Annotated in this window: 19 protein-coding genes; 13 read left to right on the top strand and 6 right to left on the bottom strand. The window is 44.9% G+C overall.

All coding sequences use genetic code 11. The features are described from left to right. Nucleotides 1–194: 194 nt before the first annotated feature. From ACZ5XY_RS00220 to cadR, 3 genes are all read right to left on the bottom strand, one after another. Nucleotides 195–1,022, bottom strand: coding sequence for a hypothetical protein (locus ACZ5XY_RS00220; RefSeq protein WP_464741859.1), 828 nt, complete (start codon nucleotides 1,020–1,022; stop codon nucleotides 195–197). Between the two features lie 14 nt (nucleotides 1,023–1,036). Continuing rightward, on the bottom strand, nucleotides 1,037–6,613 hold the full coding sequence (locus ACZ5XY_RS00215; RefSeq protein ID WP_464741857.1) for a UvrD-helicase domain-containing protein: 5,577 nt from the start codon (nucleotides 6,611–6,613) through the stop codon (nucleotides 1,037–1,039). 133 nt (nucleotides 6,614–6,746) lie between these two features. Continuing rightward, entirely contained in the window at nucleotides 6,747–7,163 is a 417-nt protein-coding gene (gene cadR, locus ACZ5XY_RS00210; protein ID WP_464741855.1) for a Cd(II)/Pb(II)-responsive transcriptional regulator, read from the bottom strand. A 158-nt stretch (nucleotides 7,164–7,321) separates the two neighbouring features. Between cadR and ACZ5XY_RS00205 the strand changes: the two genes are divergently transcribed. After that, the gene (locus ACZ5XY_RS00205; protein ID WP_464741853.1) at nucleotides 7,322–9,451 is read left to right on the top strand and encodes a heavy metal translocating P-type ATPase; all 2,130 of its coding nucleotides are present in this window, start codon (nucleotides 7,322–7,324) and stop codon (nucleotides 9,449–9,451) included. 69 nt (nucleotides 9,452–9,520) lie between these two features. Here the strand turns inward: ACZ5XY_RS00205 and copM are convergent, their stop codons facing one another. After that, nucleotides 9,521–10,270, bottom strand: a complete 750-nt coding sequence (copM, locus tag ACZ5XY_RS00200; protein ID WP_464741851.1) for a CopM family metallochaperone — start codon at nucleotides 10,268–10,270, stop codon at nucleotides 9,521–9,523. A 201-nt stretch (nucleotides 10,271–10,471) separates the two neighbouring features. Next, a complete protein-coding gene (locus ACZ5XY_RS00195) occupies nucleotides 10,472–11,053 on the bottom strand; it encodes a DUF411 domain-containing protein (RefSeq protein ID WP_464741849.1) in 582 nt (193 codons plus the stop codon). Nucleotides 11,054–11,254: 201 nt separating this feature from the next. Here ACZ5XY_RS00195 and ACZ5XY_RS00190 point away from each other — a divergent pair, with 201 nt between their 5' ends. From ACZ5XY_RS00190 to ACZ5XY_RS00135, 12 genes are all read left to right on the top strand, one after another. Continuing rightward, the gene (locus ACZ5XY_RS00190) at nucleotides 11,255–11,968 is read left to right on the top strand and encodes a heavy metal response regulator transcription factor (RefSeq protein WP_464741847.1); all 714 of its coding nucleotides are present in this window, start codon (nucleotides 11,255–11,257) and stop codon (nucleotides 11,966–11,968) included. A 2-nt stretch (nucleotides 11,969–11,970) separates the two neighbouring features. After that, the gene (locus tag ACZ5XY_RS00185; RefSeq protein WP_464741845.1) at nucleotides 11,971–13,416 is read left to right on the top strand and encodes an ATP-binding protein; all 1,446 of its coding nucleotides are present in this window, start codon (nucleotides 11,971–11,973) and stop codon (nucleotides 13,414–13,416) included. Between the two features lie 454 nt (nucleotides 13,417–13,870). Then, entirely contained in the window at nucleotides 13,871–14,743 is an 873-nt protein-coding gene (locus ACZ5XY_RS00180; protein ID WP_464741843.1) for an urease accessory protein UreD, read from the top strand. Nucleotides 14,744–14,826: 83 nt separating this feature from the next. Further along, entirely contained in the window at nucleotides 14,827–15,129 is a 303-nt protein-coding gene (locus ACZ5XY_RS00175) for an urease subunit gamma (protein ID WP_169393173.1), read from the top strand. A gap of 10 nt (nucleotides 15,130–15,139) precedes the next feature. Next, on the top strand, nucleotides 15,140–15,460 hold the full coding sequence (locus ACZ5XY_RS00170; protein WP_464741841.1) for an urease subunit beta: 321 nt from the start codon (nucleotides 15,140–15,142) through the stop codon (nucleotides 15,458–15,460). After that, nucleotides 15,453–17,159 carry an urease subunit alpha gene (ureC, locus tag ACZ5XY_RS00165; protein WP_464741839.1) on the top strand — a complete coding sequence of 569 codons (1,707 nt, stop codon included), beginning with the start codon at nucleotides 15,453–15,455 and terminating at the stop codon, nucleotides 17,157–17,159. Before ACZ5XY_RS00170 ends, ureC begins: the two co-directional genes overlap by 8 nt. Before the next feature lie 13 nt (nucleotides 17,160–17,172). After that, on the top strand, nucleotides 17,173–17,685 hold the full coding sequence (gene ureE / locus ACZ5XY_RS00160) for an urease accessory protein UreE (RefSeq protein WP_464741837.1): 513 nt from the start codon (nucleotides 17,173–17,175) through the stop codon (nucleotides 17,683–17,685). Continuing rightward, the gene (locus tag ACZ5XY_RS00155) at nucleotides 17,624–18,373 is read left to right on the top strand and encodes an urease accessory protein UreF (protein WP_464741834.1); all 750 of its coding nucleotides are present in this window, start codon (nucleotides 17,624–17,626) and stop codon (nucleotides 18,371–18,373) included. Before ureE ends, ACZ5XY_RS00155 begins: the two co-directional genes overlap by 62 nt. A 36-nt stretch (nucleotides 18,374–18,409) precedes the next feature. Beyond that, nucleotides 18,410–19,054: an urease accessory protein UreG gene (ureG, locus tag ACZ5XY_RS00150; protein ID WP_169393177.1), complete on the top strand. Its 645-nt coding sequence runs from the start codon at nucleotides 18,410–18,412 to the stop codon at nucleotides 19,052–19,054. A gap of 46 nt (nucleotides 19,055–19,100) precedes the next feature. After that, a complete protein-coding gene (locus tag ACZ5XY_RS00145) occupies nucleotides 19,101–19,694 on the top strand; it encodes a HupE/UreJ family protein (RefSeq protein WP_464741832.1) in 594 nt (197 codons plus the stop codon). Between the two features lie 405 nt (nucleotides 19,695–20,099). Beyond that, nucleotides 20,100–21,251 carry a potassium transporter TrkG gene (locus tag ACZ5XY_RS00140; RefSeq protein WP_464741830.1) on the top strand — a complete coding sequence of 384 codons (1,152 nt, stop codon included), beginning with the start codon at nucleotides 20,100–20,102 and terminating at the stop codon, nucleotides 21,249–21,251. Between the two features lie 330 nt (nucleotides 21,252–21,581). Then, nucleotides 21,582–21,902 carry a DUF3124 domain-containing protein gene (locus tag ACZ5XY_RS00135; protein WP_464741828.1) on the top strand — a complete coding sequence of 107 codons (321 nt, stop codon included), beginning with the start codon at nucleotides 21,582–21,584 and terminating at the stop codon, nucleotides 21,900–21,902. Between the two features lie 60 nt (nucleotides 21,903–21,962). On the opposite strand, the gene ACZ5XY_RS00130 is transcribed toward ACZ5XY_RS00135, so the two are convergent. Beyond that, the gene (locus tag ACZ5XY_RS00130) at nucleotides 21,963–23,651 is read right to left on the bottom strand and encodes a phosphoethanolamine transferase (protein WP_464741826.1); all 1,689 of its coding nucleotides are present in this window, start codon (nucleotides 23,649–23,651) and stop codon (nucleotides 21,963–21,965) included. Nucleotides 23,652–23,967 lie beyond the last annotated feature (316 nt).

Raw genomic sequence — 23,967 nt, 5'->3', positions numbered from 1 at the left:
GCTTATCCCTCAAAATTTCAATAATTATAAAATTTAAATCCTTAATGCTAAAAGGGTATATAATATCAAGGCAGAATCATAGCATTTAATTACATTGATAACATAAGTTACAGAAGTTATAAATTAGGGCTTAATTATGGGCGCAAATTTTGAAAAATGGTCAAGGCAAAGTATTTTTTATTAAAAGGCAACCTTTAAAGCGGATTTTCCTCAGCAGCTTTTACAATTTTTACCGCCAATTGCCAAAACTCATCATAACTCAAGCCTTCTGAGCTGATTGAAAAAGCTCTCTTATTTATATTAAAATCTAAATCAAAAATATCTTTATCATCCGCACTTGTTAACTGTTGAAACGTCGCAGGATGACTGAGCAAATCAAAGTTTATGCTTTCACTATAAATGGTCAGCCTAACGTTATTTTCAGGGTTTAAATACATCTCGTTGATTTCAACTTTTTTACCGCTGCGGCTTTCGTAAGACTGAAAAATAGAGTTGAATTTACCCTTATTAAATGCTCCTGAGTAATCCGCGCCAATCAGCTTAAAGTCCTCACCAAGCAGCGTGCCAATATCAATGGGCGTAAAATTTAGCTTTGCCAAAATATGGTTTAAACCGCCATTTTTTAGCAGCGCCCATCTAAAATAAGTGGTTTGCGCAAACTCATGCGTCATTTTGCCGCCACTAAAACTGCCAAATTGTTTTAAATTGTCAAAATTACGTTTTAAGCTGTTGATTTCATCTATAGGTAAGCTGCTGTTATCGATGCTGATGTATTCGGCGCCGTTATCTGGATTTATAGTTTTGACTAAGTTTTTAGCTTCAATTGCTGTGATAGGGAAGGCGTAGCCTGATATATTTAACGGTGATTTGACATCGTGATTTAAACTGTTCTTGATAGCGGTTGGCTCAGGTTTTGGCAAGGTGTCATGATTTTTTAACCATAAAAGGATAGTAAGTACGATTATAAAAGTGCCTAAAATAACGATAAAAAAGAAACGGCGGCTCGTTTTAAAATTTGTCATAACGCCTTTAACCTTTAAAACGGCACACTAAATTTAACATAAGGAATAATTAAATAATGCGTCGTTTCATTTCCTGAATAGCCCGCCCTCGCATACCAAGTCAAATCTTGCTGATAATATAGCATGGTGGTAAATCCGGTCATTGACAAGCGTGAATTACCTTGACCATTTGTAGCGTATTTTTGGGCAAAGTTGCCAGAAAATTGAGCAATCAGCTGACCTTTATTTGAGTGAAAACCGTAATTTTTAACTCTCTCTTTGCAGCGTTGAACCTGAAATACGCCTTTTATATGAGCGCGATTTTGCGCCCAATGATTGCTACAAAATACCTTTTCGACAAACGCTCTGCCGTCATCACTGACCAAGTCACGCGGCGTTAATATAAGTTCATCTAAATGCAAAAAGCGATGAAAGCTTAGACAGTCCGGTTTGGGAACGGCAGGTAAATTGATTTGTTCGGTATGGCTTTTTGCGATTTTGGCGAGAACCGGATGATGGTTTTTATAATGCTGAAATAGTATGAGGCTTTGTTTGGCGCGAGTTAATGCCACATACAGCGCTCGGTCGTGGCTGTTGTCATTTGGATTTTGCTCATCAATAACGTAAACGTGGTCAAATTCCATGCCTTTGGCGCTGTGATAAGTGATTAAAATAACTTGGGTTTTGTCATCATAAAGTAGGCTATCAAGCGCTTGAAGCAATTGCTCATACGTGACGTCTTGCAAAGTTTGCGTCCGATGAAGTAGCGCCTCCCAAGCTTTGTCTAAATGGGTAAAACCGTTTTCAATGCGCCAATTTTCCAAAAAGTCGCAAACCTTACCATCAATAACCGTTAAACGATTTTGGCTTAAATGTTTAAAAAGTGCCTGACCAATAAAGCTATTAATGGGAATAACCTGCTCGCTTTCATTAAAGTGCTGACTGCTGATGTTTTGGGCTTCCAAATAGTGCTGAATGGCATCAAACTGCGACCATTTTGGTGCAAGAATGGCGATGGTTTCGGCATTGCTAGCCGGATTTTCTAGCCGATTTTTAATATCTGAGGCAATAAACGCTGCCATATCGATGCCGCGAGGTTGCCGAAAAATACCGTAGCGGATGGCTTGGTTTGGGTACGCTTGCGTGACCTTGACGCTATGCTCAGCTTGCTTTAGGCGCTCTTGACTTGGCAGCGCCTGTGCAATAAAGTCATTGGCAAAGCTGACAATGTTGTCCGCGCTCCTATAGTTATCAAGCAGATAATATTTTTGCTGAGAATTGATATGATAATTGTTTTCAAATTGCTGAATGTATTTGATACTTGCGCCGCGAAAAGCATATAAATTTTGGTCATCGTCGCCAACAACCATCAAATAGCCGCGTTGGTCAAAATTATCCGCGTCTTTATCATTGATAGTCCGCTCAAAATTTTGCTCGTTATCTTCTGTTTCCTCTTTTTGCAAATCAGCAAGCAGCCCAATCATTTCATATTGATATTCGTCAATGTCTTGAAATTCATCGACCATAATATATTGAAAATGCTGCGGTCGCTCTTGCAATTGCACGATGGCTTCTTCAATCAGCCACTGATAGCGGGCATTGTCGCGGCGTTTTTGTGTGTTTTTTTCTTGGTTTAAGTGCGAAATTCGCGCGGCAATCTCCTCAAGAGCGGTATCTGTGGCATCTTTTTCGCTCATTCCGGTGATTTGCCGCGCAAGCCCATGAAAGGTTTGAATGGTAACGCCAATCGCATGATGACCGATAAGGGCATGAAGCCTTGATTTTAGCTCGCTAACTGCCAAGCGGTTATACGCCAAAATGAGGATTTTTTCAGGTTTGATTTCCTCAATCATCAATAAATAAGCAACGCGGTGAACGACGACGGTAGTTTTACCTGAACCGGGACCTGCAAGCACCATCGCCGCTCGACTGGTTTCTTTGACGATTTTTGTTTGAGTATCACTAAAAAATTCGGGCAAAATTTGTTTAGCGTAGTCTTTAATATACGGCTTATTGACATCCACATCTTTTGGAATATAGCAGTGGATAACGTCAGCGAGCGGCTTGCTAAAATAATCCTCAATCAGCGCCTTTTGCGTTGGGCTGTCGGCATGAAGCCAAAAGTTGAGCATATGAATTCGGGCGCAGCGGTCTTGATAATGCGCTTGCAAATACTGATACGCCGTTTCGTGATATTTTGAAATGGGCTTATGATGCCGACCGACAAAAAATATCGCATCTTGAGCATCATCTAAGCGGCTAAGTTCAATCAGCTCTAAGCGCTGCAAGGTTTCAAGCTGGGATAATACCGTGTCAGGGTCGCGCTTTAGCTGATAAGACAGCTTTTCTAAATTAAAATCGCGGCTGTCGCCATCTTTTTGGTCGGGAAGGGCGGGCAGTAGCTCATCTTCAAATAACGGCGTTAAGTCATCAACCAGGATTTTGGCAAAATCAAGCCAGTTTTGCCAGTTGTCTGCACGGTCTTCATTAGTTTGCCACATTTTGACTTGATTGGTTGAGGAAACAAACACTTGGGTTTTGCTGTGGTTGCGGATTTTTAAAATACCAAGGGCGCGAAACATCGGCAAAATATGCTGACGGCACGTTAAATTGTGACGCTGCTGAGTGAGCCAATTATCTAGGGCTTTGGTGTTCAGCTGAACGGTTTGAGTGGCGCTGATATCGTCAGTTGCTAACGTACCGTAATTGCTTGCCAAACAGTCCTCAAGGGCGCTGATAATACGGCGGCAGCGGTTAAATTCGCTTTTTAAATAGCGGTGGGTGAATTTAAGGCGAATGCGAACGATAACTTGCCACTGGGCATAACCTTGATTGACCAATTCGCGAAGCAGGTTAAGCAGTTCTTTGACCGAGTAACCAAGGGCAACGGCAAGCTCAGGCAAGTGATAATGGGTCAGACCGTCGTTACTTTTTTTGTTAAAATCATCATTTTCTGCTATCGGGTCGTCAGCAAGCTGCTTGAGCTGAGCGTAAAGCCTTGCAATTTTAGTTTGGCTACTGGCAGGCGCGGTGTTAGCAAGTTTAATGCTGACCCAAGCCGGTTGCTGCTCTTTTTCAGTCAGCAGCCCATAGCGCTCAAGCGCCAATAGCGCCACTCTAATTTGGGTATTGAGCTGCTCGGTGTCGCCGTCGGGCGCAAGGATTGAGGTTAAAGCGCTGCTTGGAAACCATTGGTCTTGGGAAGGCTTGTTTAGCACCGGTCTGATTGCCGTCCAACAATCCTTTAGCGTATTGGTATTTGGAATCCGCGATTTGCGCTCATGCAAAAACAACTGAGCAATGTCAGCTTCTGACCACAGCAAATACGCGGCGCCCATTTCAAAGTCTTTGCGAGCGGCGCGCCCAATTTCTTGAATGTACGACTCAAGATTGTTAGGAGGACCGCTATGGATGACGGTATGAATGCCTTGTTTGTCGATTCCCATACCAAAAGCGTTGGTGCAAACTACCACGTCAAGCTCATCGTTTTTAAACTTTTCAAGGACGCTCTTTTTTTGCGAATCGCTCAATTTTGAATGATAAGACGCCGCCTTTAAGCCTTGTTTGGCAAAGTCCTCGGCAAATTGGTCGCAGCCATCGCGGTTACGAAGGTAAACGAGCGCCACGCCTTTTTCGGGAGTTTCAGGATATTCATTTTCAAACCAAGCTTTACGCTCAAGCAAAATTTGATAAATCACTGCTTCACGGTCATCTTTGGCAACTTCTTGAAAATGTGTAGTGATGTCCTCACGCCAAATTTTTAGCTTATCAATGGGCGTTCCGTATTGGGTTAAGGCTTTGTCATCGGTGAGCGCGGCAAGTTTGTCAACAATCTCGCTTTCCAAATCCTCTTTGACGCGAGCGGAAGCGGTTGCGGTCACAAGGCTAATGGTTGGCGGGATAAAATCAGGCGTTTCTTGAGTTGAATTATCGCCTAACATATCAAATTGCGCGTTATTTTGATTGCTTTTGCGGTTGTCTAATTGCTGTTGAAAATGCAATTTTAGCTCATCGCTATAGCATGCCATCATGTGGTCAGCAATCCGCAAAAAATCCGGTCGAAAATCAGTGCCCCATTGGCTCAGCGTGTGCGCCTCATCAAGCACCCAAAACGCCGGCGGTCGGTTTTTCAGCAGCTGCCGGATGCCATGCGTTCGCAGGCGCTCAGGGCTTAAAAATATAATATCAATATCGCCATGCCAAATGCCATCGAGAATATCCTTTTGCGCTTGCGGCGACTGCCCCGAGGTCAAATATGCCACGCGGCTTGCATAATCGGGGACACTGGCGTGCAAATTGACCACTTGGTCTTCGATGAGCGCTTTAAGCGGTGAGATAATAACGGTCAATTTGCGCTGATATTTGCTTAAAATCAGCGCAGGCAATTGAAAGGTTAAACTTTTGCCGCCGCCCGTTGGCAGGATACCTAGCGGAATGTCCTCGTTAGCAAGAACGGCTTTAACAATCGACATCTGACCGCCGCGAAGTGCTTGAAAGCCAAAAAAGTAATCGGCTTGAGTATTAATCCAAGCTTCACTTGGCGAATCAAGTTGCCAAAACGCGGTTTCTGCCTTACCAAAATAGCCGCGATGGTGCGGATGTTTGCCAAGCCAAACGGGTCTGCGCGCTTGCGGCTTATCAAAGTATCGAAGCCAATTGATAAACGCCGCAATGCCAAGATATTGCCAAAGCCGCGCCGGAAAATTAGTTTCGGTTTTGCCATCAATAGTTTGGGTTGGTGCTTGAGTCAGACATTGGGTTAGTAACTGATTTAGCGCTTGATTATTTCCTAAAGGCAATTCATCAAATATCGCATCAATATCAAAAATATTGTCTTTATCAATGGCAAAATAATGGTGATGACTGCGCTCATTAAGGACGGCTAACTGCGGCAGTAGTTTATGCAATAAAATTTGCAAATTGCTTGAAAGCTGTTGCCACGATAGGGCGCAAAGCTGAAAAACGCAGCGGCTTTCAATGCAGTCAAGCACCGGATGGTTATAGTCACTTTTGGCTTTATAAAGCTTGGCTAAAGCATGACTTGGCTGATGCGGAATCAAAAGGCAGCTTAACACTAGCGTGTCCCAAGCTTTAGCCTGCCAGTTGGTTAGGGTTTCAGGCAAATTTAGCTTTTGGGCAAGTAGCTGATGCTCACTGCCAAAATCTATCAACGCTTGGCTTAAAAGCCGAATTAACTGCGGCAAATCAAATTCAAGAATATGATGACCGCCCAAATAGGTCGCTTTATCAAGCAAATGATAAATGATGACCGCTTGCTTGGAAAACTGCTTGGCATCAAATTGCCAGTAGCAGTCATCTACCAAAAACGCGCCATCAATTAAGGTTTGCGATTTTGGGTCAATTTCTAAATCCAGCCAAAGTGTTTTTTGGTCTTGGTCTAATAACGTTAACAGCTCAGACGGCTGAGCGGCTGCGGTCAAGTGACTTAAATCTTGCAGGCTATTGACGTGTAAAAACTCTGCCAAGCTGCTTGGCGTTTTTGAAGTGGTTGAGGTCAGGGCGGAAGCTTCAACAGGGTTTTGAACGCCCCCTTGCTTACTATGTTGGTTGTCGCTATAAAGAGGTTGAATAAAACTTGGCAGTGAGGTCATTTGTGAGCTTCCAGTGGTTATAGCGACTGTTAAGGTAAAATATTAAACAAAATACGACAATATTGTAAATCACAATAGATTGCCACGGCAACAGGACGAAAATCGGCTTTGGTATTATAAAAATAAACAGTCCTCACTCGTGACAAGAGCTGTCCGCAAGCGCGTTTAATATGCCACAGCTTTTCGCATCTGCTTCTTGATTGCATTGCTCTCGCAGAGCCGTCAGATGGCATTTAAGCTGCGAAAGCTTGTTCATTTTTACCTTAACGGCATGAATGTGCGCATCAATCAAGCGGTTTACATTGCCGCAATCCTTGTTTGGGTTATCCCAATACTCAAGCAAAATCCGAATTTCAGCTAGCGTTAAATCAAGTGCTCGGCAGTGCAAAATAAACTGTAGCCGCTCGATATGCGATGCGTTATACAGCCGATAGTTGCCCGCGCTACGAATCGCAATTGGCAACAGCTGTTCTTTTTCATAATAGCGAATGGTTTCAACCGTCGTTTCGCTAAGCTTTGCCAATTCTCCAATTTTAATAAGTATGGTCATGTCCTGTTAAACCTTTTTGTTGAGCATTCATAGTTAACCTAAAGCTACTATAGCGTTTGCAAGTTTGAAACGTAAATTTTGTTAAAAAGGAGGATAAAAAGCGCTTGACCCTAAAGCCACTTCAGGGTTAATACTGAACTTATTTAAGGAGAATAGTCATGCAATATCACATCGAAGGTATGGACTGTCCAAGCTGCGTTGGCAAAATAAAAAACGCGCTGATGCGTCTGTCAGGCGTCGCCAATATTCAGCTGAATTTTACTACCGGAAAGCTTGAGGTTGACGTTGCTCCAAATGCGACAACAACGCCTGCCGACATTGAAAAAACGATTAAAAGCCTTGGCTTTGGGATTTCGGTAAATGCTGAGCCAAGTTTGCCAAACGATGAAAACGCCGTATTACCAAAGCCAAAACGCTGGTGGCAGTCGAAAAAGGCAAAGCAGGTTATCGGTGTTGGGCTGCTGATGGGTACCGCTTATCTTTTAGCGATGTTATTACCCAATTACGGCAATTGGCTATTTACGGCGGCGGTTGTCATCGGGGTGATTCCATTTGCTCGAAAAGCCGTGGCTTTGGCGTTATCGGGGTCACCGTTTTCCATTGAAATGCTCATGTCAATTGCAGCGATTGGCGCGCTGCTTATTGGCGCAGCAGAAGAGGCGGCGGCAGTGGTCTTCTTATTTTCTGTAGGCGAGCTGCTTGAAAGCGTGGCGGCAAACCATGCTCGCGCCGGAATTAAAGCCTTGTCTGCGTTAATGCCAAAGTCGACGATTTTAATTGATGAGCATGGCAATCAGCGGGAAGTTTTGGCTGACTCATTGGCGATTGACGATGTGGTTTTGGTTCGGGCAGGGGATAAAGTTCCGGCGGATGGCGTGATTGTGAGCGGCAGCTCAAGCCTTGATGAGTCGCCGATTACTGGAGAGTCAATTCCGGTGGCAAAAACTTGCGGCGATGAGGTGTTTGCAGGGTCAATCAACGCTGACGGCACGCTTCAAGTTCGCGTTATTAAAACAGCGACGGACAATACCATTTCGCGAATTATTGAGCTAGTTGAGCACGCGCAACTGTCAAAAGCGCCCACCGCACGCTTTATTGAGCGCTTTAGTCACTATTACACCCCTGCGGTGATGGTGATCTCAATGCTGGTGATTGTTGTCCCGCCGCTCATTTTAGCACAAGCTTGGGGGACTTGGTGGTATCGTGGATTGACGCTATTGTTAATTGCTTGTCCTTGCGCGCTGATGCTGTCGACGCCTGCAGCAATTGCGTCAGGGCTTGCTGTTGCCACGCGCCGAGGGCTGCTCATTAAAGGCGGTAGCGCGCTTGAAACTATTGGCAAAGTTAACAAAATCGTCTTTGATAAAACTGGAACGCTCACCGAAGGCAAACCAAAAGTGACCGATGTTGTGGCGTTTAATGAACAGTTAACAAATAAAAATGAAGTTTTAGCCCTATTTGCCAGTGTGGAGTTCGGTTCAAGCCACCCGTTAGCAAAGGCCATCGTTGCCAAGGCTGAAGCCGAAAACCTTGCCATTCCGGCGGCAACTGATAGTAAAGCGGTTGCCGGAAAAGCCGTTCAAGCGGTGGTTGATGGGCGCCTGCTTGTGATTGGTTCACCCATTTATGCTGCTAATAATGCGCAACTGTCAGAGGCTCAACAAGAACAAATTGCCAAGCTTCAAGATGAAGGCAAAACCGTTTCGGTATTATTTGATAAAAATAGCCGTGACACTCTTGGACTTATCGCCCTTCGTGATGAGCTGCGAGCGGACGCAAAGTTAGGCATCGCTCAGCTCAAAGCCATGGGGGTCAATTCAGTGATGCTTACCGGCGATAACAAGCGAACGGCAAAAGCATTGGCTCATGATTTGAACATCGACTGGCAAGCCGAGCTGCTGCCCGAGGACAAATTGCGGCTATTAAATGACATGAAAGCGAGCGTCAAAATTGCTATGGTCGGCGATGGTATTAATGATGCGCCAGCGCTTAGCGCGGCTAACGTTGGCATTGCGATGAGCGGCGGCACCGATGTGGCGATTGAAACGGCAGACATTGCCCTGCTTAAAAGCCAAATCAAAGATGTGGCGCATTTGGTCGCGCTGTCACGGTCAACCATGAACAACATTCATCAAAACGTCATTATTGCCCTTGGATTAAAAGGTATCTTTTTAATAACCACTATTTTTGGGGTGACTGGGCTTTGGATAGCGGTGCTTGCCGATACGGGAGCCACGGTACTTGTGACTTTAAACGCCCTGCGGTTGCTGCGATTTAAAGGTCATTAAGAAGTCATAAAAAGTGGGAGTTTTAATCATCTCCCACTTTTTATTGACTTATCAGCAAACCTTCACTAATCAACCGCGATTTTTATCAATCCAATCTTCCATTTGCTCAATTTCTGCCTCTTGAGCATCAATGATGTCTTGAGCAAGCTTTCGCAGCTCAGCATCTTTACCATATTTGAGCTGAACCTTTGCCATATCGACCGCGCCTTCATGATGTGGCAGCATTCCGCGTGCAAATGCCATGTCAGGGTTGGGGTCGGTGATGCCTTCCATCATCTCCTCATGCATGTCGTCCATGCCGTTGGCATAATCTTTTTGCATGTCCTCGGTGTCGGACGTTGGCGCTGCGGCATCGGTATGGCTGGCAAGCCATGATTGCATCGTCGCAACTTCTGCTTCTTGAGCGTCGATAATCTCTTGGGCAAGCTGTCGCATCTCGGCATCTTGACCGTATTTCAGCTGAATTTTTGCCATATCGACCGCGCCAACATGATGAGCAAGCATCCCTTGGGCAAATGCCATGTCAGGGTCGTTATAGCTCATGCCGACCATCATTTCCTCGTGCATTTTGCTCATGGAATCTGTGTATTCTTTGAGCATTTCTGATTGAGGAGCACCATCTGACACCACATGAGCGCTCATATCATGACCGTCGTGAAAATTGTCATGATTGTCCATTTGATGATCTGTGGTTTCGGTCACAGGCGTATCATTCGTAACTGTCGTTTCTGGCTCATTATTTTTGGGTTGGCAAGCGCTTAACAAAATCGCGCCGCTGATACTTGCAGCAAGGACTGCCAGTCGTAATTGCTTTGTCATTTTTTAATCCTTACTATCAATGAAAAATGCCTTTTAAAAGGCAGTTAATAAAAAAACTTTAACTTAAGCTTATTCAAACCCCTCAATCAACGCTTTTATTTCGCCGATTTTTTCTAAGTTTCAATGCGAGCATCGGTAAGCCTGTAATGTTACAAATCATTTAGAGTAGCCCGTAACGTCATTTTTGGTAACTAAGATACTTTATAATTGTTGTTGCGGCGCCTCAATAGTGGCAAAAACTTGAGTGCTGCCGTCTTTATTTAACTGAATGACTTGATACGGGTCAAATTTATTTTGATACTCCATGCCAGGGCTGCCAACGGGCATGTTAGGAACGGCAAGACCAATGGCGTTTGCTGGCGGGTTTGCCAAAAACTGCGCCATAAATTTGGCAGGAACGTGACCTTCAAACACAAAGCCATCATTGGTCACGGCGGTATGGCAAGAGCGCATATCGTCTGGCACGCCATAGCGGTCTTTAAATAGCCCGACATCGGCAACATCATGCGCCGTGCTTTGTAGCCCTTGAGCCTCCGCATAACTAATCCAGTCTTTGCAGCAGCTACAGTTAGCATCTTTATAAACGGTGGCCGACACGTTTTTTAAAAGCTCTGAGTGATTTGCAGGCGTTGTTGTTGCAGCGCTAGGTTCGGCGCTTACTGACCGCGCGGTGTTTTTGGCAGTTGAATCTGGCTGACCACAAGCTAATAAGGTACTGGCAGCCGCCACAACCAAAGCCGCTTTTATCTCTTTTAAATTTAATTTTGTTATAAAAATGGTCATATAAAGCTCGTATTTTAGGTAAAAATAAAATATAGAATCAAGCTTAATATAATAACGCTGACAACAACATGACGCGTTGATGACAAAATTGTCATGTTGCGATTTTGTCATGGTCATTTTGACCGCGCTGCTTTATATTCAAAGGCATCATTTCACTATCGAACTTTAAAATTTCAAACTTTACAAGCAAACGGGGCGGTCATGAAAATTTTGCTCGTTGACGATGAGTTATCCTTGAGCAGCTATATTAAAAAAGGGCTGACTGAGGCGGGGTTTATTGTCAGTCATCAAAGCACTGGGCTTGATGGCTATCATGCGCTGATGAGCGAAGCCTTTAACGTGGTGATTATGGATGTGATGCTGCCGGACGTCAGCGGCTTTGAGGTCATCCGCAATTACCGCGCGGCAGGGAAGCTTACGCCTGTGCTGTTTTTAACCGCAAAAGATGAGTTAAGTGACCGTATTAAAGGCATTGAAATCGGTGGTGATGATTATTTAACCAAGCCTTTTGCCTTTGCTGAGCTGTTGGTGCGGATAAAAAGTTTACTGCGACGTGCCAATCAAGCCGATTACAGCAGCAACGTGCTAAAAATCGCCGATTTGACGATGAATATTGCCAAGCGCACCGTTTATAGGGGCGATACTGCGATTAAGCTTACTGCCAAAGAGTTTGCGCTATTGCAGTTTTTGCTTGAGCGTCAAGGGGAGGTGTTGCCAAGGTCAGTGATTGCCTCGCAAGTTTGGGATATGAATTTTGACAGCGACACCAACGTCATTGATGTTGCTATTCGCAGGTTACGGTTAAAAATCGATGATGATTTTGAAACTAAGCTGATTCATACCGTTCGCGGCATGGGCTACCGTTTAGAAGTGATGGAAGAGGTCGCAAGCTTTTCTGAGCTGCAAGACCGCTGATTATGGCAGCTTTTATTAGACAGGGGCGCTTATCGCTACTTTGGCGAACGCTGTTGTTATTGACCGTGTTTGTGGCTATTACTCAGATTGGGCTTTATCTTTGGATTCAGCGCTCCGTTACCGGTCATTTTGAGCAGATGGACGCTGAAGTGCTGACCCATACGGCATTTAATTTGCGCCAACTGCTGATGGCTGAGCCGTTTGTTAATGACAATTTACTGCCAAATCCACCGCTTCAAGACTCAAGGCTTAGTTATGTTGATTACGATGTTCAAGTGGTTATCACTAACCAAAATGGTCAAATTATACAACTGCCACAAAGCTTTAGCAGCCTTGAGATACAGCAAATTGAGGTTAAAGCGTTATGGCAACAGCATCACGATCAGCAGTTTGATTTGACCTTCAATCAGCGTCATTACCGCGCCATTGTCATTGAGCATAAATCCTATTTTGCCTTAATTGCACTGCCGATTGACATTCATCATCATTATTTGCTGCAGTTTAAGCAAAAACTGATTGCCATTTTAATAGCGATTACCATTATTTTGGTGTTTGTTGCGGCGTTGAGCGTTCATTTGGGATTTGCGCCACTTGCGACCATTCGGCAAAAAATGCGCAAAATTAATACCAATCAATTGGACGACCGCATTGTGGTCAGCTCCATGCCAAGCGAGCTGCGAGCTTTAGCGGACGCTTATAACGCCATGATGGCAAATCTTGAGCACAATTTTGAGGCGCTATCGCGATTTTCAGATGACATTGCCCACGAACTGCGAACGCCGCTTGCCACCCTTAGCACCCAAACCGAGGTCATGCTTAGTAAGCCGCGCGGCGTTCAAGAGTACATCGAGCAGCTGCATCATCAGCACGGTACGATTACGCAGTTGGCAAACTTGATCAACAATATGCTGCTGCTTGCCAAAACGCAAAAGGGGCGTTATGACGCTCAATTTACTGCCGTTGATGTTATTGCTTTAATAACCAAAGTCATTGATTATTATGAATTTGTCGCTGAAGACCGCAAATTGTCATTTAATATCAGCGGAAATTTTAAAACTATATCAGGCGATAAAAGCTTGCTTGAGCGGCTGTTTGCCAATTTAATCTCCAATGCCATTTATTATGCGGTGGAAAATAGCGTCATTATAATTACTGCAAAGCTGGCACGCAGTAACGCAGACTGCTTGGATAATAAAAACCACGCGCCCAACCAAAAATTTTTAAACCTGACCATCAGTAACCAATTAAGCGCACCGATGTCGCAACAAGACGCTGAAAAACTGTCTGAGCGCTTTTATCGTCATGATAAGCAAAATCCGTGGCATTCAGGGTCGGGGCTTGGATTGTCTATCGTTCAGGCGATTGTCAACGCGCATCATGGTCAGATGCTAATCAATATTAAAGATGAGAGGCATTTTGAAGTGAGCGTTTTGTTGCCGATGGCTTAAGAAAAATTTTATCCTTTTTGATCAATATAATTTCTTTGTAAAACTTTTTCCCAAAGCCTGCTTAACTCAGCAAAATTAACCACGGGTAAACCATGAGGCTAAATTCAAATGTTGCTGTCAAATCAGATGATAGTCAGTCGCCTTACAAAGTTTTAGAAAATAATTCTTGCAACAGTTATCGCTACAATTTTTTTTATTTTTTTATTGAAAAATATAAAGTAATGGGCGTAAAATTTGAAAAATAGACAGATAGCTGCCACGTTCTTGTTTTAGCTATAGCCCATACTGTATCTTGCTAAGCGAGCTTTCCCTACCTTTTTTACATTCAAGTAAAATTTATATATTGCTGTTTGAAGTTAAGTTTTTATTTACATTTTTTTCGCACCTCCAGCTTTGCTTTTTGCCGCTTTGGTAAGAAGTGCTTCTCGTGTTGAGCCTATCATAGGTTGTGGTTATGAATGCAGTGTCGAATGTCGCTTGTGGATATGGCGCTGACCGTCAGTGGTTGGCAAAGCTTAGTTTGACGCTGGTTCCCACGTTGTCGGACAACAAAACGCACTTAAAAGGACTGTCGTTTTTAGGACCGCTTCGTATTCAGCGTCCCTTTTATCCTGAAGGCGGCGTTTGTCATCTTTATATTTTGCATCCTCCAGGCGGTTTGGTGTCAGGCGACAAGCTGCTGATTGATGCCGATTGCAAGGCAAACAGCCGAACGCTTTTGACGACGCCCTCGGCAGGAAAAATTTACGGTCGCGATAGCGATGGGGTGGCGCAAGTTCAATCGGTGGCGCTCAAGCTTGCAGCCCACGCTAATTGTGAGTGGCTGCCCCAAGAGACGATCATTTTTGACAATGCCAATGCCAAGCTTGATACCAAAATTTACATGGATTCAAGCGCGCGCTTTATCGGTTGGGATTTGGTTTGTCTTGGGCGAGCGGCGTCAAATGCGGATTTTAATCGCGGTCAGTTGCAACAGCGACTTCAGCTGTTTAAAGATGATCGGCTAATGGTTAATGAGCAGTTGCAATTAAGCGCAAGCAGTGAGCTTTATCGCAGCCGCGTGGGATTTAATAATAGTCCTGTATTTGGAACACTGATGGCAACCGCGCCTGATCTTGATCAAGTCAGTCAAACGCTGATTGAGGCGCTGCGAGAAGCGCTTGATGCAAAAAGCTTTAGCATTACGATGCGCTTGAATGTGCTTTTGGTTCGTTATTTGGGATCGGATATGAATGCGTGCCGATCAGGAATGTGGCAAGCGTGGTCGATGATCCGACCGATGGTGTTGGGTCGCCCTGCTTGTATTCCACGGATTTGGCTGACGTAATTGGATTACGGATGTGTGGGTACGCCGCTTTGCCTACATTTGGCAAAGCGGCAGAGGTTAAAGGTCTTTTAAGGATCAAAATTATGGAACTAAGTCCAAGAGAAAAAGACAAGCTACTGCTATTTACTGCAGGACTGGTCGCAGAGCGCCGATTGGCGCGAGGTCTAAAACTCAATTATCCTGAAACGGTGGCATATTTGTCAGCGGCGATTCTTGAGGGTGCGCGCGATGGTCGAACGGTGGCGGAGCTGATGAGCGAAGGTCGCAATTGGTTGACGCGCGATCAGGTGATGGATGGCGTTGAAGCGTTGGTTCAAGAAGTTCAAGTGGAAGCCACGTTTCCAGATGGCACCAAACTTGTCACGCTTCATAACCCGATTCAATAAGGATTTGCTCATGATACCAGGAGAAGTTCGCGTGGTTGCCGATTATATTGAGCTGAACTGCGACCGCGAAAAAAGAACCATCATCGTTGCCAATACCGGTGATCGCCCGATTCAGGTGGGATCGCATTATCATTTTGCTGAGGTCAATCCGGCGCTGCTTTTAGATCGCAATTTTGCGATGGGATTTCGATTGGACATCGCCGCAGGAACGGCAATTCGTTTTGAACCGGGTCAAAGCCGCGAGGTGACCTTGGTTGCGCTTGGCGGTCGCCGTCACGTTTATGGCTTTCGCGGTGAGGTGATGGGCGCATTAGGAGATCAACATGACTAGAATGTCACGAAGCGCTTATGCAGAAATGTTTGGTCCGACCACAGGCGATCAGTTGCGGTTGGCGGATACTGAGCTGTTTGTTCAAATTGAATTTGACCATACCATTTACGGTGATGAGGTCAGCTTTGGCGGCGGTAAAGTGATCCGCGATGGCATGGGTCAAAGCCAGCTTGGCGATGCAGATACGGTAGATACGATCATCACCAATGTGGTCATCATTGATCATTGGGGCATTGTCAAAGCCGATGTTGGCATCAATGGCGGTCGCATTGTGGCGATTGGCAAAGCGGGAAACCCCGATATTCAAGAAGGCGTGACCATTAATATTGGCGCTTGCACAGAAGTCATCGCAGGCGAGGGTAAAATTTTGACCGCAGGCGGGGTGGACACACATATTCACTATATTTGCCCGCAGCAGGTTGAAGAGGCGCTTTGTTCGGGCGTTACCACGATGATTGGTGGCGGTACAGGACCTGCAACAGGAAGTAAAGCCACCACTTGTACGCCGGGAGCTTGGCACATCTCAAGAATGCTTGAAGCCACCGATGAGCTGCCAATGAACTTTGGCTTTTTGGGAAAAGGGAACGTCAGTCAACCAAAGCCTTTACGCGAGCAGTTAGAAGCCGGCGCAATCGGGCTTAAGCTTCATGAAGATTGGGGATCAACGCCTGCGGCAATTGATTGCTGCTTATCCGTTGCTGAAGAGTACGACGTTCAGATCGCCATTCATAGCGACACGTTAAATGAGTCCGGATTTGTTGATGATACCATCGGCGCGTTTAAAGGTCGCACCATTCACACCTACCACACCGAAGGCGCCGGCGGCGGTCACGCTCCTGATATCCTAAAGGCTTGTAGCATGCCAAACGTGCTGCCATCGTCAACCAATCCGACGCGACCTTATACCATCAATACCGTTGATGAGCATTTAGACATGCTCATGGTTTGCCACCATCTTGATCCCAATATCCCTGAAGATGTAGCGTTTGCTGACTCGCGAATCCGTAAAGAAACCATTGCTGCTGAAGATATCTTGCAAGATTTGGGCGTCATTTCGATGATGTCATCTGACAGCCAAGCGATGGGTCGCGTGGGCGAGGTGGTCTGCCGAACGTGGCAAACTGCCGATAAAATGCACAAACAGCGCGGGCTGCTTGCTGAAGATCGCGATCTTGGCTGCGATAATTTTCGGGTGAAGCGCTATATTGCAAAATATACCATCAATCCTGCTATTGCTCATGGCGTCTCTCACGAAATCGGCTCAATTGAGGTCGGAAAGCTTGCCGATTTGATACTTTGGGATCCGGCATTTTTTGGGATCAAACCGGCGCTGATTTTAAAAGGCGGCATGATTGCTTATGCGCCGATGGGGGATATCAACGGCTCAATTCCAACGCCGCAGCCGGTTCATTATCGCCCGATGTTTGGCGCTCAGCCTCGCGGCGCCGCCGCAAGCAGCATCACTTTTGTGTCGCAAGCTGCTATGGATCGCGATATCAAATCTCAGCTCAAACTCACGCGTCAACTTTGCGCTTGTGTTAATACGCGCAAGATTCAAAAGCAGGACATGATTCATAATGGCGCAACGCCGGATATCAGTGTTGACCCGCAAACTTATGAAGTGCGCTGTGATGGTGAGCTATTGATATGCGAGCCTGCCGATGTTTTGCCGCTTGCCCAGCTTTATATGTTGTTTTAAAGGAGTGCTTACCATGCTAAAAATAACGCAAGGTTTAGGAAAGACCGATCAAAACACGGATGACAGCTTAACTTTAACTTTTGAGCAGCGCCAAAAAGGTCGATTTAAAGCCCTAAGTGATAAAGGTCTTGAGGTTGGCGTGTTTTTAGAGCGCGGTCACGTGTTGGCAGATGGTGAGCGCTTGCAAGCTGAAGATGGTCGCATTTTTCAAGTGATTGCTCAGCCTGAAGCGGTCGTGACTGCCAAGGCGGAAGATTGGCAAAGCTTTTCCCGAGCTTGCTACCATTTAGGAAATCGCCACGTCACTTTGGAGCTGGGCGATCGTTGGCTGCGCTTTTGGCCAGATCATGTCCTTGAGGAGTTGGCAACGCTTTTGGGGCTTAGCTTATCGTATGAAGCCGCCCCATTTCATCCTGAATCGGGCGCGTATCAAAACTTAGGTCATAGCCACAGTCATGGTGACGATGCGCCGAGCCACAGCCATCACTACCACCATGATCATCACAGTCATCATCATGACCACTGATCGCACTGATATTTTGGATACAAGTTTGGCAGATGCTGAGCAGCTGCTTACCTTGATGCATTTGGCAAGTCCTGCGCTGCCTATCGGCGCGTTTGCTTACTCAAGCGGTCTTGAGTCTGCCATTGAGCTTGGCTGGGTGAGTGATGAAGCATCGCTTGAGCGCTGGCTTTGCGGCATGATGGTGAGCCTAAGCCACCTTGATATTCCCGTTTTATTGCGAATATCTGAGGCAAGGCGTCATCAAGATTGGGAAGCTCAGCAGTATTGGAGCGATTATCTTCGCGCGAGCCGCGAGACGTTTGAGCTTTTATTTGAAGATGAGCAGCAAGCAAAAGCCTTGGTGCGATTATTAAGAGATCAGCATGTCGATGTGGCAAGCCTGCCAAGTGATCCCGCGTTTTTAGCCGTCTATGCTTTTGCTGCCGAGCAGTGGGGACTTAGTGCCTCGTGGTCGGCGCTTGGCTACCTTTGGAGCTGGCTTGAAAATCAGCTTACGGTTGCCAGTAAAACGCTGCCGCTTGGTCAAACTGCCGCTCAGCGCTTGTTACTGCGGTTAAAACCTGAGCTTAGCGAGTTTGCGCTTCATGCCAAAACCTTGACCGATAATGAGTTAGGAATGAGCTTGCCAGGACAAGTTCACGCCAGCTGTTTGCATGAGTCGCAATATTCGCGGCTGTTTCGCAGCTAACTTATTTAAACCTTTTAAGCCATTTTTGGAGTTTTTATGACAACACAATGTTTACGAGTCGGCGTTGGCGGTCCTGTAGGATCAGGAAAAACCGCATTATTGCGCCAGTTGTGCTTAGCCCTTCGCGATCATTACGACTTGGCGGTGGTGACCAACGACATTTATACCAAAGAAGATGCTGAGTTTTTATTGCGTCATGAAGCGCTCGATGACAGCCGAATCATGGGCGTTGAAACAGGCGGCTGCCCACATACTGCCATTCGCGAAGATGCGTCAATGAATCTTGCCGCCATTGACACCTTGCAAGAGCGTCATCCCAAGCTTGAATTGGTGCTCGTTGAAAGCGGCGGCGACAATTTATCTGCCACTTTTAGCCCTGAATTGTCCGATTTGACCCTTTATGTGATCGACGTTTGCGCCGGTGACAAAATCCCGCGAAAAGGCGGTCCTGGCATCACCAAATCTGATTTATTAATTATCAATAAAACTGATTTGGCGCCGATGGTGAACGCCTCGCTTGAAGTGATGGATCGTGATGCCAAACGCATGCGCGGCGAGCGACCTTTTGTCTTTACCAACTTGGTTCGTGGTGATGGCGTGGCTGAAATCATCAATTTTATCCAACGTGAAGGCATGCTTGCGCCGCTTCCTGAGGATTTTAGCGTTCCGGTAAAGGCGTAATGATTGCTTTTAAAACTACTTTTATGATCTGCTTTAGGACACTTTTATGATAAGTTCTCGCCGTTTTTCTTTGATTGCCGCCCTTATGCTACTGCCATCTTTTGCTTTTGCCCATCCAGGTCACGATACCTCTGGCATGATGGCAGGGCTCATGCACCCACTGCTGGGTTGGGATCATCTACTTGCCATGGTCGCCGTTGGTATGCTTGCGGTGATGGGTCGCCAAAAAGTCGCTTGGCAACTTCCTGTGGCTTTTGTGAGCTTTATGCTGATTGGCGCGCTTATGGGCATTAACGGTATTGCGATCCCTGCGGTTGAAAGCGGTATTTTATTGTCGCTTATTGCCCTTGGCGGCTTGCTGATCTTTGGTCGCATCAATAGGAACGCTTATGTTCCGGTATTGAGCGCTTGCTGTGCGTTATTTGGCGTTTTACATGGCAATGCTCACGGTCTTGAATTGCCTGCCAATGCCCAAGCTGTCAGCTACATTTCAGGGTTTACAATGGCAACGATTGCGCTACATTTAGCAGGCTGCGGTGTCGCGGCAGTTTGCGCCAATAAAGGTCAGGAAATTACGCTTAAAGTCAGCGGCGTTGTCATTGCGGCAGCTGGATTGTTTGGTATGTTAAGTGTGATTTAGCCTCAAAGATCAGCCGAATTTTAATGACTAAGTCGTCCTAATGGCATTCTTTTATCAAGTACCGTTAGGGCGTATTCGTAGCTATAAGAAAAATCAGGGTTATCATTTAATACCGTTATTTATTTAAAACTATTGTTCATGTTGATACAAATTTGCTTGATGAGGGTTAGTCATCAAACCTAGCCAAGTAAATGATTTTAAAAACGCTGGATTTTTTTACTTTTGTCATGGACATTGACTATGCCGCTTAGTTTACCGTATGGATTGCTTAATAAGTTTATGGTGGTCATTAGCATCATGGGCGTGATTGCTGCGCTCATTGATAGTGGCTTTACCCTAAGCATATGGCTTTAGCAGTTTTTTCATGTTTTTTATTTGGTGATTGTGGGGTTAGGTTTTTTTGCCATGATTGGGCGTTATCTTGGCAAAGGGTTACGGCTGCCGCTCAATAAAGTGGTCATTTTTGACTTGTTAACCAGTGCTACGGTTTTTATGTTATTGATGGTTCATTTTTTTGAGCTGGTGCGATTTGGGCTGGCGATGCCGGTGGACAATTATACAGCGATTAAAGTTGCGGTTTTTGTGACGTTTATTCGCGAAATCTCAGACAATAATTTTAGTTTAAACCGCGCTTTTTTAAACCCCGGTCAGTTTTTTATTTTAAGTTTTTTGTTTGTGGTGGGGGTTGGGTCATTGCTTTTAATGATGCCGCATGCCACAACGGAGCCGATATCCTATGTCGATGCGCTATTTACAGCAACGAGCGCGGTTTGTGTGACGGGGCTTGTGGTGGTGGATACGGCAACGCGGTTTACGACGTTTGGTCAGCTGATTATCATCGGGCTGATTCAGGTGGGCGGCTTGGTGATTTTAACCTTTGTCACCTATTTTAGTTATTTTTTTAAAGGCGGGGTCAGTTATGAGACGCGGCTGTCGTTAACTGAGATGAACTTTTCGCCGCGAGTGGGCGATATGATCACGACGATCAAGTCCATTTTGTATGTGACGTTTGAGGTTGAGGCGCTCGCGGCGGGACTGATTTACTTAAGCATTTATGATTTGCCGGGGATGAGCGTGCCACAGCGGATTTATTTTTCGGTGTTTCATGCGATCTCTGCCTTTTGTAATGCAGGATTTTCGACGTTTAGCGCAGGGCTTTATGATGAGTCGCTGCGCTATAATTACCCATTGCAGCTGATTATCAGCACCACGTTTTTGTTCGGCGGCATGGGATTTATCATTGTGGTGAACTTACTGCGCTATTTGCGCCATAGGATTCAGCGGCTTTTATTTCAAAATGATCCAAGATACGGCAATCTGCCTTGGCTGTTAAGCCTTAATAGCCGAATTACCTTGATTACCTCAGGGGCGCTGCTGCTCATTGGGCTTATTGGCGTCATGATATTTGAGTATCATGGAATTTTGGCAGAGCATCAAAGCTTTTTTGGTAAGATGATCACGGGGCTATTTACCGCCGCAACGCCGCGAACGGCAGGATTTAATATTGCTGATATGGATCAGTTGGCGCTCCCCACCATTATGCTGACGATTTTTTAATGTGGGTTGGTGCATCTGTATTGGTGGTTTATGGCGCAAACAAGCATATCCATACTTTTTTGCGCAGTGTTGGGGTTAAAGTTCACTAAGCAATAGGAAGTCATTATGAAATACCGCCTTTTCGTACTATGTCTTGCCAGTGCTTTGTTGATTATCGGCTGTGATCAGTCCAAGCAAGACCCAAACGTTATATTTTCAGAACAGCATCAAGACCCTATTTAAGCCCTTGAAAAACGCTCCAAAAAAGTCGATCACAGCCGTTTAAGCTACAAACAAACCTTTTATGTTCCTATTTATTCAGACATTTATACCGATCGTAACAACCTTCAGGTGCTGCTTTCAGCGACGTTAAGCATTCGTAATACTAATTTTAAAAAGTCATCATATATCAATAGAATAGACTACTATAGCACTGATGGCGAGCTGATCAAATCATATTTAACCAGCCCCATTAAACTTCCTGCGATGGCAACTCTTAACTATATTGTTGAAAAAGAAGAGGATAAAGGTGGCTCAGGCGCAAAGTTTATTATCGAAGTTGAGGGTGTTGATGATACGGTGAAACCAGTGATTGAAGCGGTCATGATTGGCAACTTTAGCAATAAATCTTTTGCCTTTAGTACTCAAGGCGTGCCGGTTTTGGAGGGATAATCGGGCTACTTATCGCTAAAGGTGCTTGGCGGATTTTAATGGATGTTTAGCACCTTTACGCTAATTTAGTCTCTTAAAAAAGGTTGGCGCACCTTTTACCTCATCAGTTACAATTCCAAAAAACTCAAGCAAGGTTGGGGTAATCAGATCATGCGATACCGGCTGATTGATCGCTTGGCTTAATTGCTGATTATCGATATGGTTATTGTCAGGAGACCAAATAATCACAGGAATGTGCTTTTGTGCAACCGGTGCGACCGTATACGGTAATCCGTGCAGATAAATGTTGTTTTCTCCCAAGCTTTCGCCATGATCGCTGACATAAATCATAGTAACATCGTAATTTTTCTCATAACTTTTTAACGTGGCAATCACATTAGCTAAGAAATAATCGGTATAGTAAATGGCATTATCATAACCATTAACCACCGACTCCGTACTACACTTAGCCAGCTCATTGGTTGGACAAACCGGTTTGAATTTTTCAAAAGTTTTTGGATAACGTTGAAAATAAGCCGGACCATGATTGCCCATTTGATGCAGAACAATGAGAGTGTCTTTATTGGCTTTATCAGAGGTATTGGGGTTAATAAGTTTATCAAAGCCGCTGAGCATACCAACGTCGCGGCATTCAACATCACAGTTAGGGTTGGTGGCTGATGTTTTATAATCTTCAAACGTCACGCGGTCAGCAACCCCTTTTGAGCTTGAATTGTTGTCTCGCCAAACGACCTTGACGCCTTGTTTATTAAGGGTGTCAAGGACATTTTCATGAAATTCGGCGGTATCAATGTCAAAGTCATCACGACCGGCATAGCTAAACATACAGGGCACAGAATAGGCGGTGGACGTGCCGCAAGATGTGGCATTATTGAAGCTATAAATATTGGGGGTGTTAGCAAGCCTTGGCATCGTATCACGCGCATAGCCATTTAAATTGATATGATCGGCGCGAACGGTTTCGCCAACCACAAACACCAAAAGCTTAGGTTTGTTACTATTGGCACTTGTAGCAGCTAGTCGTTTGGCATCTACCGCGTGAGGGGTTAAGGTATTAGCTCGCTGAGCATCTTCGACAAGATCGCTTGTGAGTTTGATTGCTGAATAAATCGGGGTGATGGGATTGACATAGCTACGAACGATTTTGTGCGCCCGAAAAAAGGTAGCATATTGATCACCAAACGGCAGCAGACAAATGACGATCAAGGTTATTGCAAGCAGTGACGTAACGCCGCGCTGCAACAGCGCTTTTTTTAACGGAACTTTACTGATGGTCAGTTTGGCAATAATGATTGCCGGAAGAACGCCTAAAAAAAAGACCCGAAGCAAAAAGCTTAGTGACATCAACCCCATAGCTTCAGCTTGATCGGTTTGCAAACTATTCACCAACATATTACGGTCAAATACGGTTCCATAAGTGTCAGTAAAATAACCACAAATTGCCGCAATAAAAATAAAACTAATCAGCACCGGCTTCGCCACCACTCGATAGCAAAATAGCTGCAATATCAGCCAAAGCAAACCAAACAGCACCCCGATGATCGATAACATAAAACCGACATTGTCACGAAAAGGATAGATTCTAAGAACCTGCTCAAAAAAGCTGAAATTCGCCGTCGCTAGAAAATATAAGGTCGTGACAATCAGCACCCAGTTAAGATTAACTTGATAATGAAAAAAGGAATTTAGCCTACATTTTTTAGGGGTTTTCTGAACTTTTTTAGGAAAAAAATTGTGAGAGGTAATCATAGGCGAACTTCTCAATGAAAAGAAGGGGAGGGGATTTTGCTCGCTATGATAGCAAAAATTTTGATAAAAAAATGTTAAGTGGCTAAGTTAATATTATCATTGAATTTAGAATTATATGATCATTTGAAATCTGCCTAATATAAGTAGCCTCTTCGACATAGGGGGGTTATGACACCTTAAAGCGGAAGAAATGATTTAGTAATTGACACCTTTATGACTTTATGGCAAGATACTGGCGAGTAAAATTTTCGAAGTCGTTATTAAGCTAACTCTAGCTTGAAAGCCATAGACATCATTAGCTTTCGTGTTGTTGATT

Source organism: Psychrobacter sp. GTC18467 (genome assembly GCF_055397455.1).
Note: the sequence above shows the minus strand (reverse complement) of the source record. Positions and strands in the feature narration are given on the sequence as shown.

Bases quoted from the DNA above. Each gene is read 5' to 3' on its own strand.
- ACZ5XY_RS00220 (WP_464741859.1), bottom strand. From the start codon at position 1,022: ATGACAAATTTTAAAACGAGCCGCCGTTTCTTTTTTATCGTTATTTTA.
- ACZ5XY_RS00215 (WP_464741857.1), bottom strand. From the start codon at position 6,613: ATGACCTCACTGCCAAGTTTTATTCAACCTCTTTATAGCGACAACCAA.
- cadR (WP_464741855.1), bottom strand. From the start codon at position 7,163: ATGACCATACTTATTAAAATTGGAGAATTGGCAAAGCTTAGCGAAACG.
- ACZ5XY_RS00205 (WP_464741853.1), top strand. From the start codon at position 7,322: ATGCAATATCACATCGAAGGTATGGACTGTCCAAGCTGCGTTGGCAAA.
- copM (WP_464741851.1), bottom strand. From the start codon at position 10,270: ATGACAAAGCAATTACGACTGGCAGTCCTTGCTGCAAGTATCAGCGGC.
- ACZ5XY_RS00195 (WP_464741849.1), bottom strand. From the start codon at position 11,053: ATGACCATTTTTATAACAAAATTAAATTTAAAAGAGATAAAAGCGGCT.
- ACZ5XY_RS00190 (WP_464741847.1), top strand. From the start codon at position 11,255: ATGAAAATTTTGCTCGTTGACGATGAGTTATCCTTGAGCAGCTATATT.
- ACZ5XY_RS00185 (WP_464741845.1), top strand. From the start codon at position 11,971: ATGGCAGCTTTTATTAGACAGGGGCGCTTATCGCTACTTTGGCGAACG.
- ACZ5XY_RS00180 (WP_464741843.1), top strand. From the start codon at position 13,871: ATGAATGCAGTGTCGAATGTCGCTTGTGGATATGGCGCTGACCGTCAG.
- ACZ5XY_RS00175 (WP_169393173.1), top strand. From the start codon at position 14,827: ATGGAACTAAGTCCAAGAGAAAAAGACAAGCTACTGCTATTTACTGCA.
- ACZ5XY_RS00170 (WP_464741841.1), top strand. From the start codon at position 15,140: ATGATACCAGGAGAAGTTCGCGTGGTTGCCGATTATATTGAGCTGAAC.
- ureC (WP_464741839.1), top strand. From the start codon at position 15,453: ATGACTAGAATGTCACGAAGCGCTTATGCAGAAATGTTTGGTCCGACC.
- ureE (WP_464741837.1), top strand. From the start codon at position 17,173: ATGCTAAAAATAACGCAAGGTTTAGGAAAGACCGATCAAAACACGGAT.
- ACZ5XY_RS00155 (WP_464741834.1), top strand. From the start codon at position 17,624: ATGCGCCGAGCCACAGCCATCACTACCACCATGATCATCACAGTCATC.
- ureG (WP_169393177.1), top strand. From the start codon at position 18,410: ATGACAACACAATGTTTACGAGTCGGCGTTGGCGGTCCTGTAGGATCA.
- ACZ5XY_RS00145 (WP_464741832.1), top strand. From the start codon at position 19,101: ATGATAAGTTCTCGCCGTTTTTCTTTGATTGCCGCCCTTATGCTACTG.
- ACZ5XY_RS00140 (WP_464741830.1), top strand. From the start codon at position 20,100: ATGATTGGGCGTTATCTTGGCAAAGGGTTACGGCTGCCGCTCAATAAA.
- ACZ5XY_RS00130 (WP_464741826.1), bottom strand. From the start codon at position 23,651: ATGATTACCTCTCACAATTTTTTTCCTAAAAAAGTTCAGAAAACCCCT.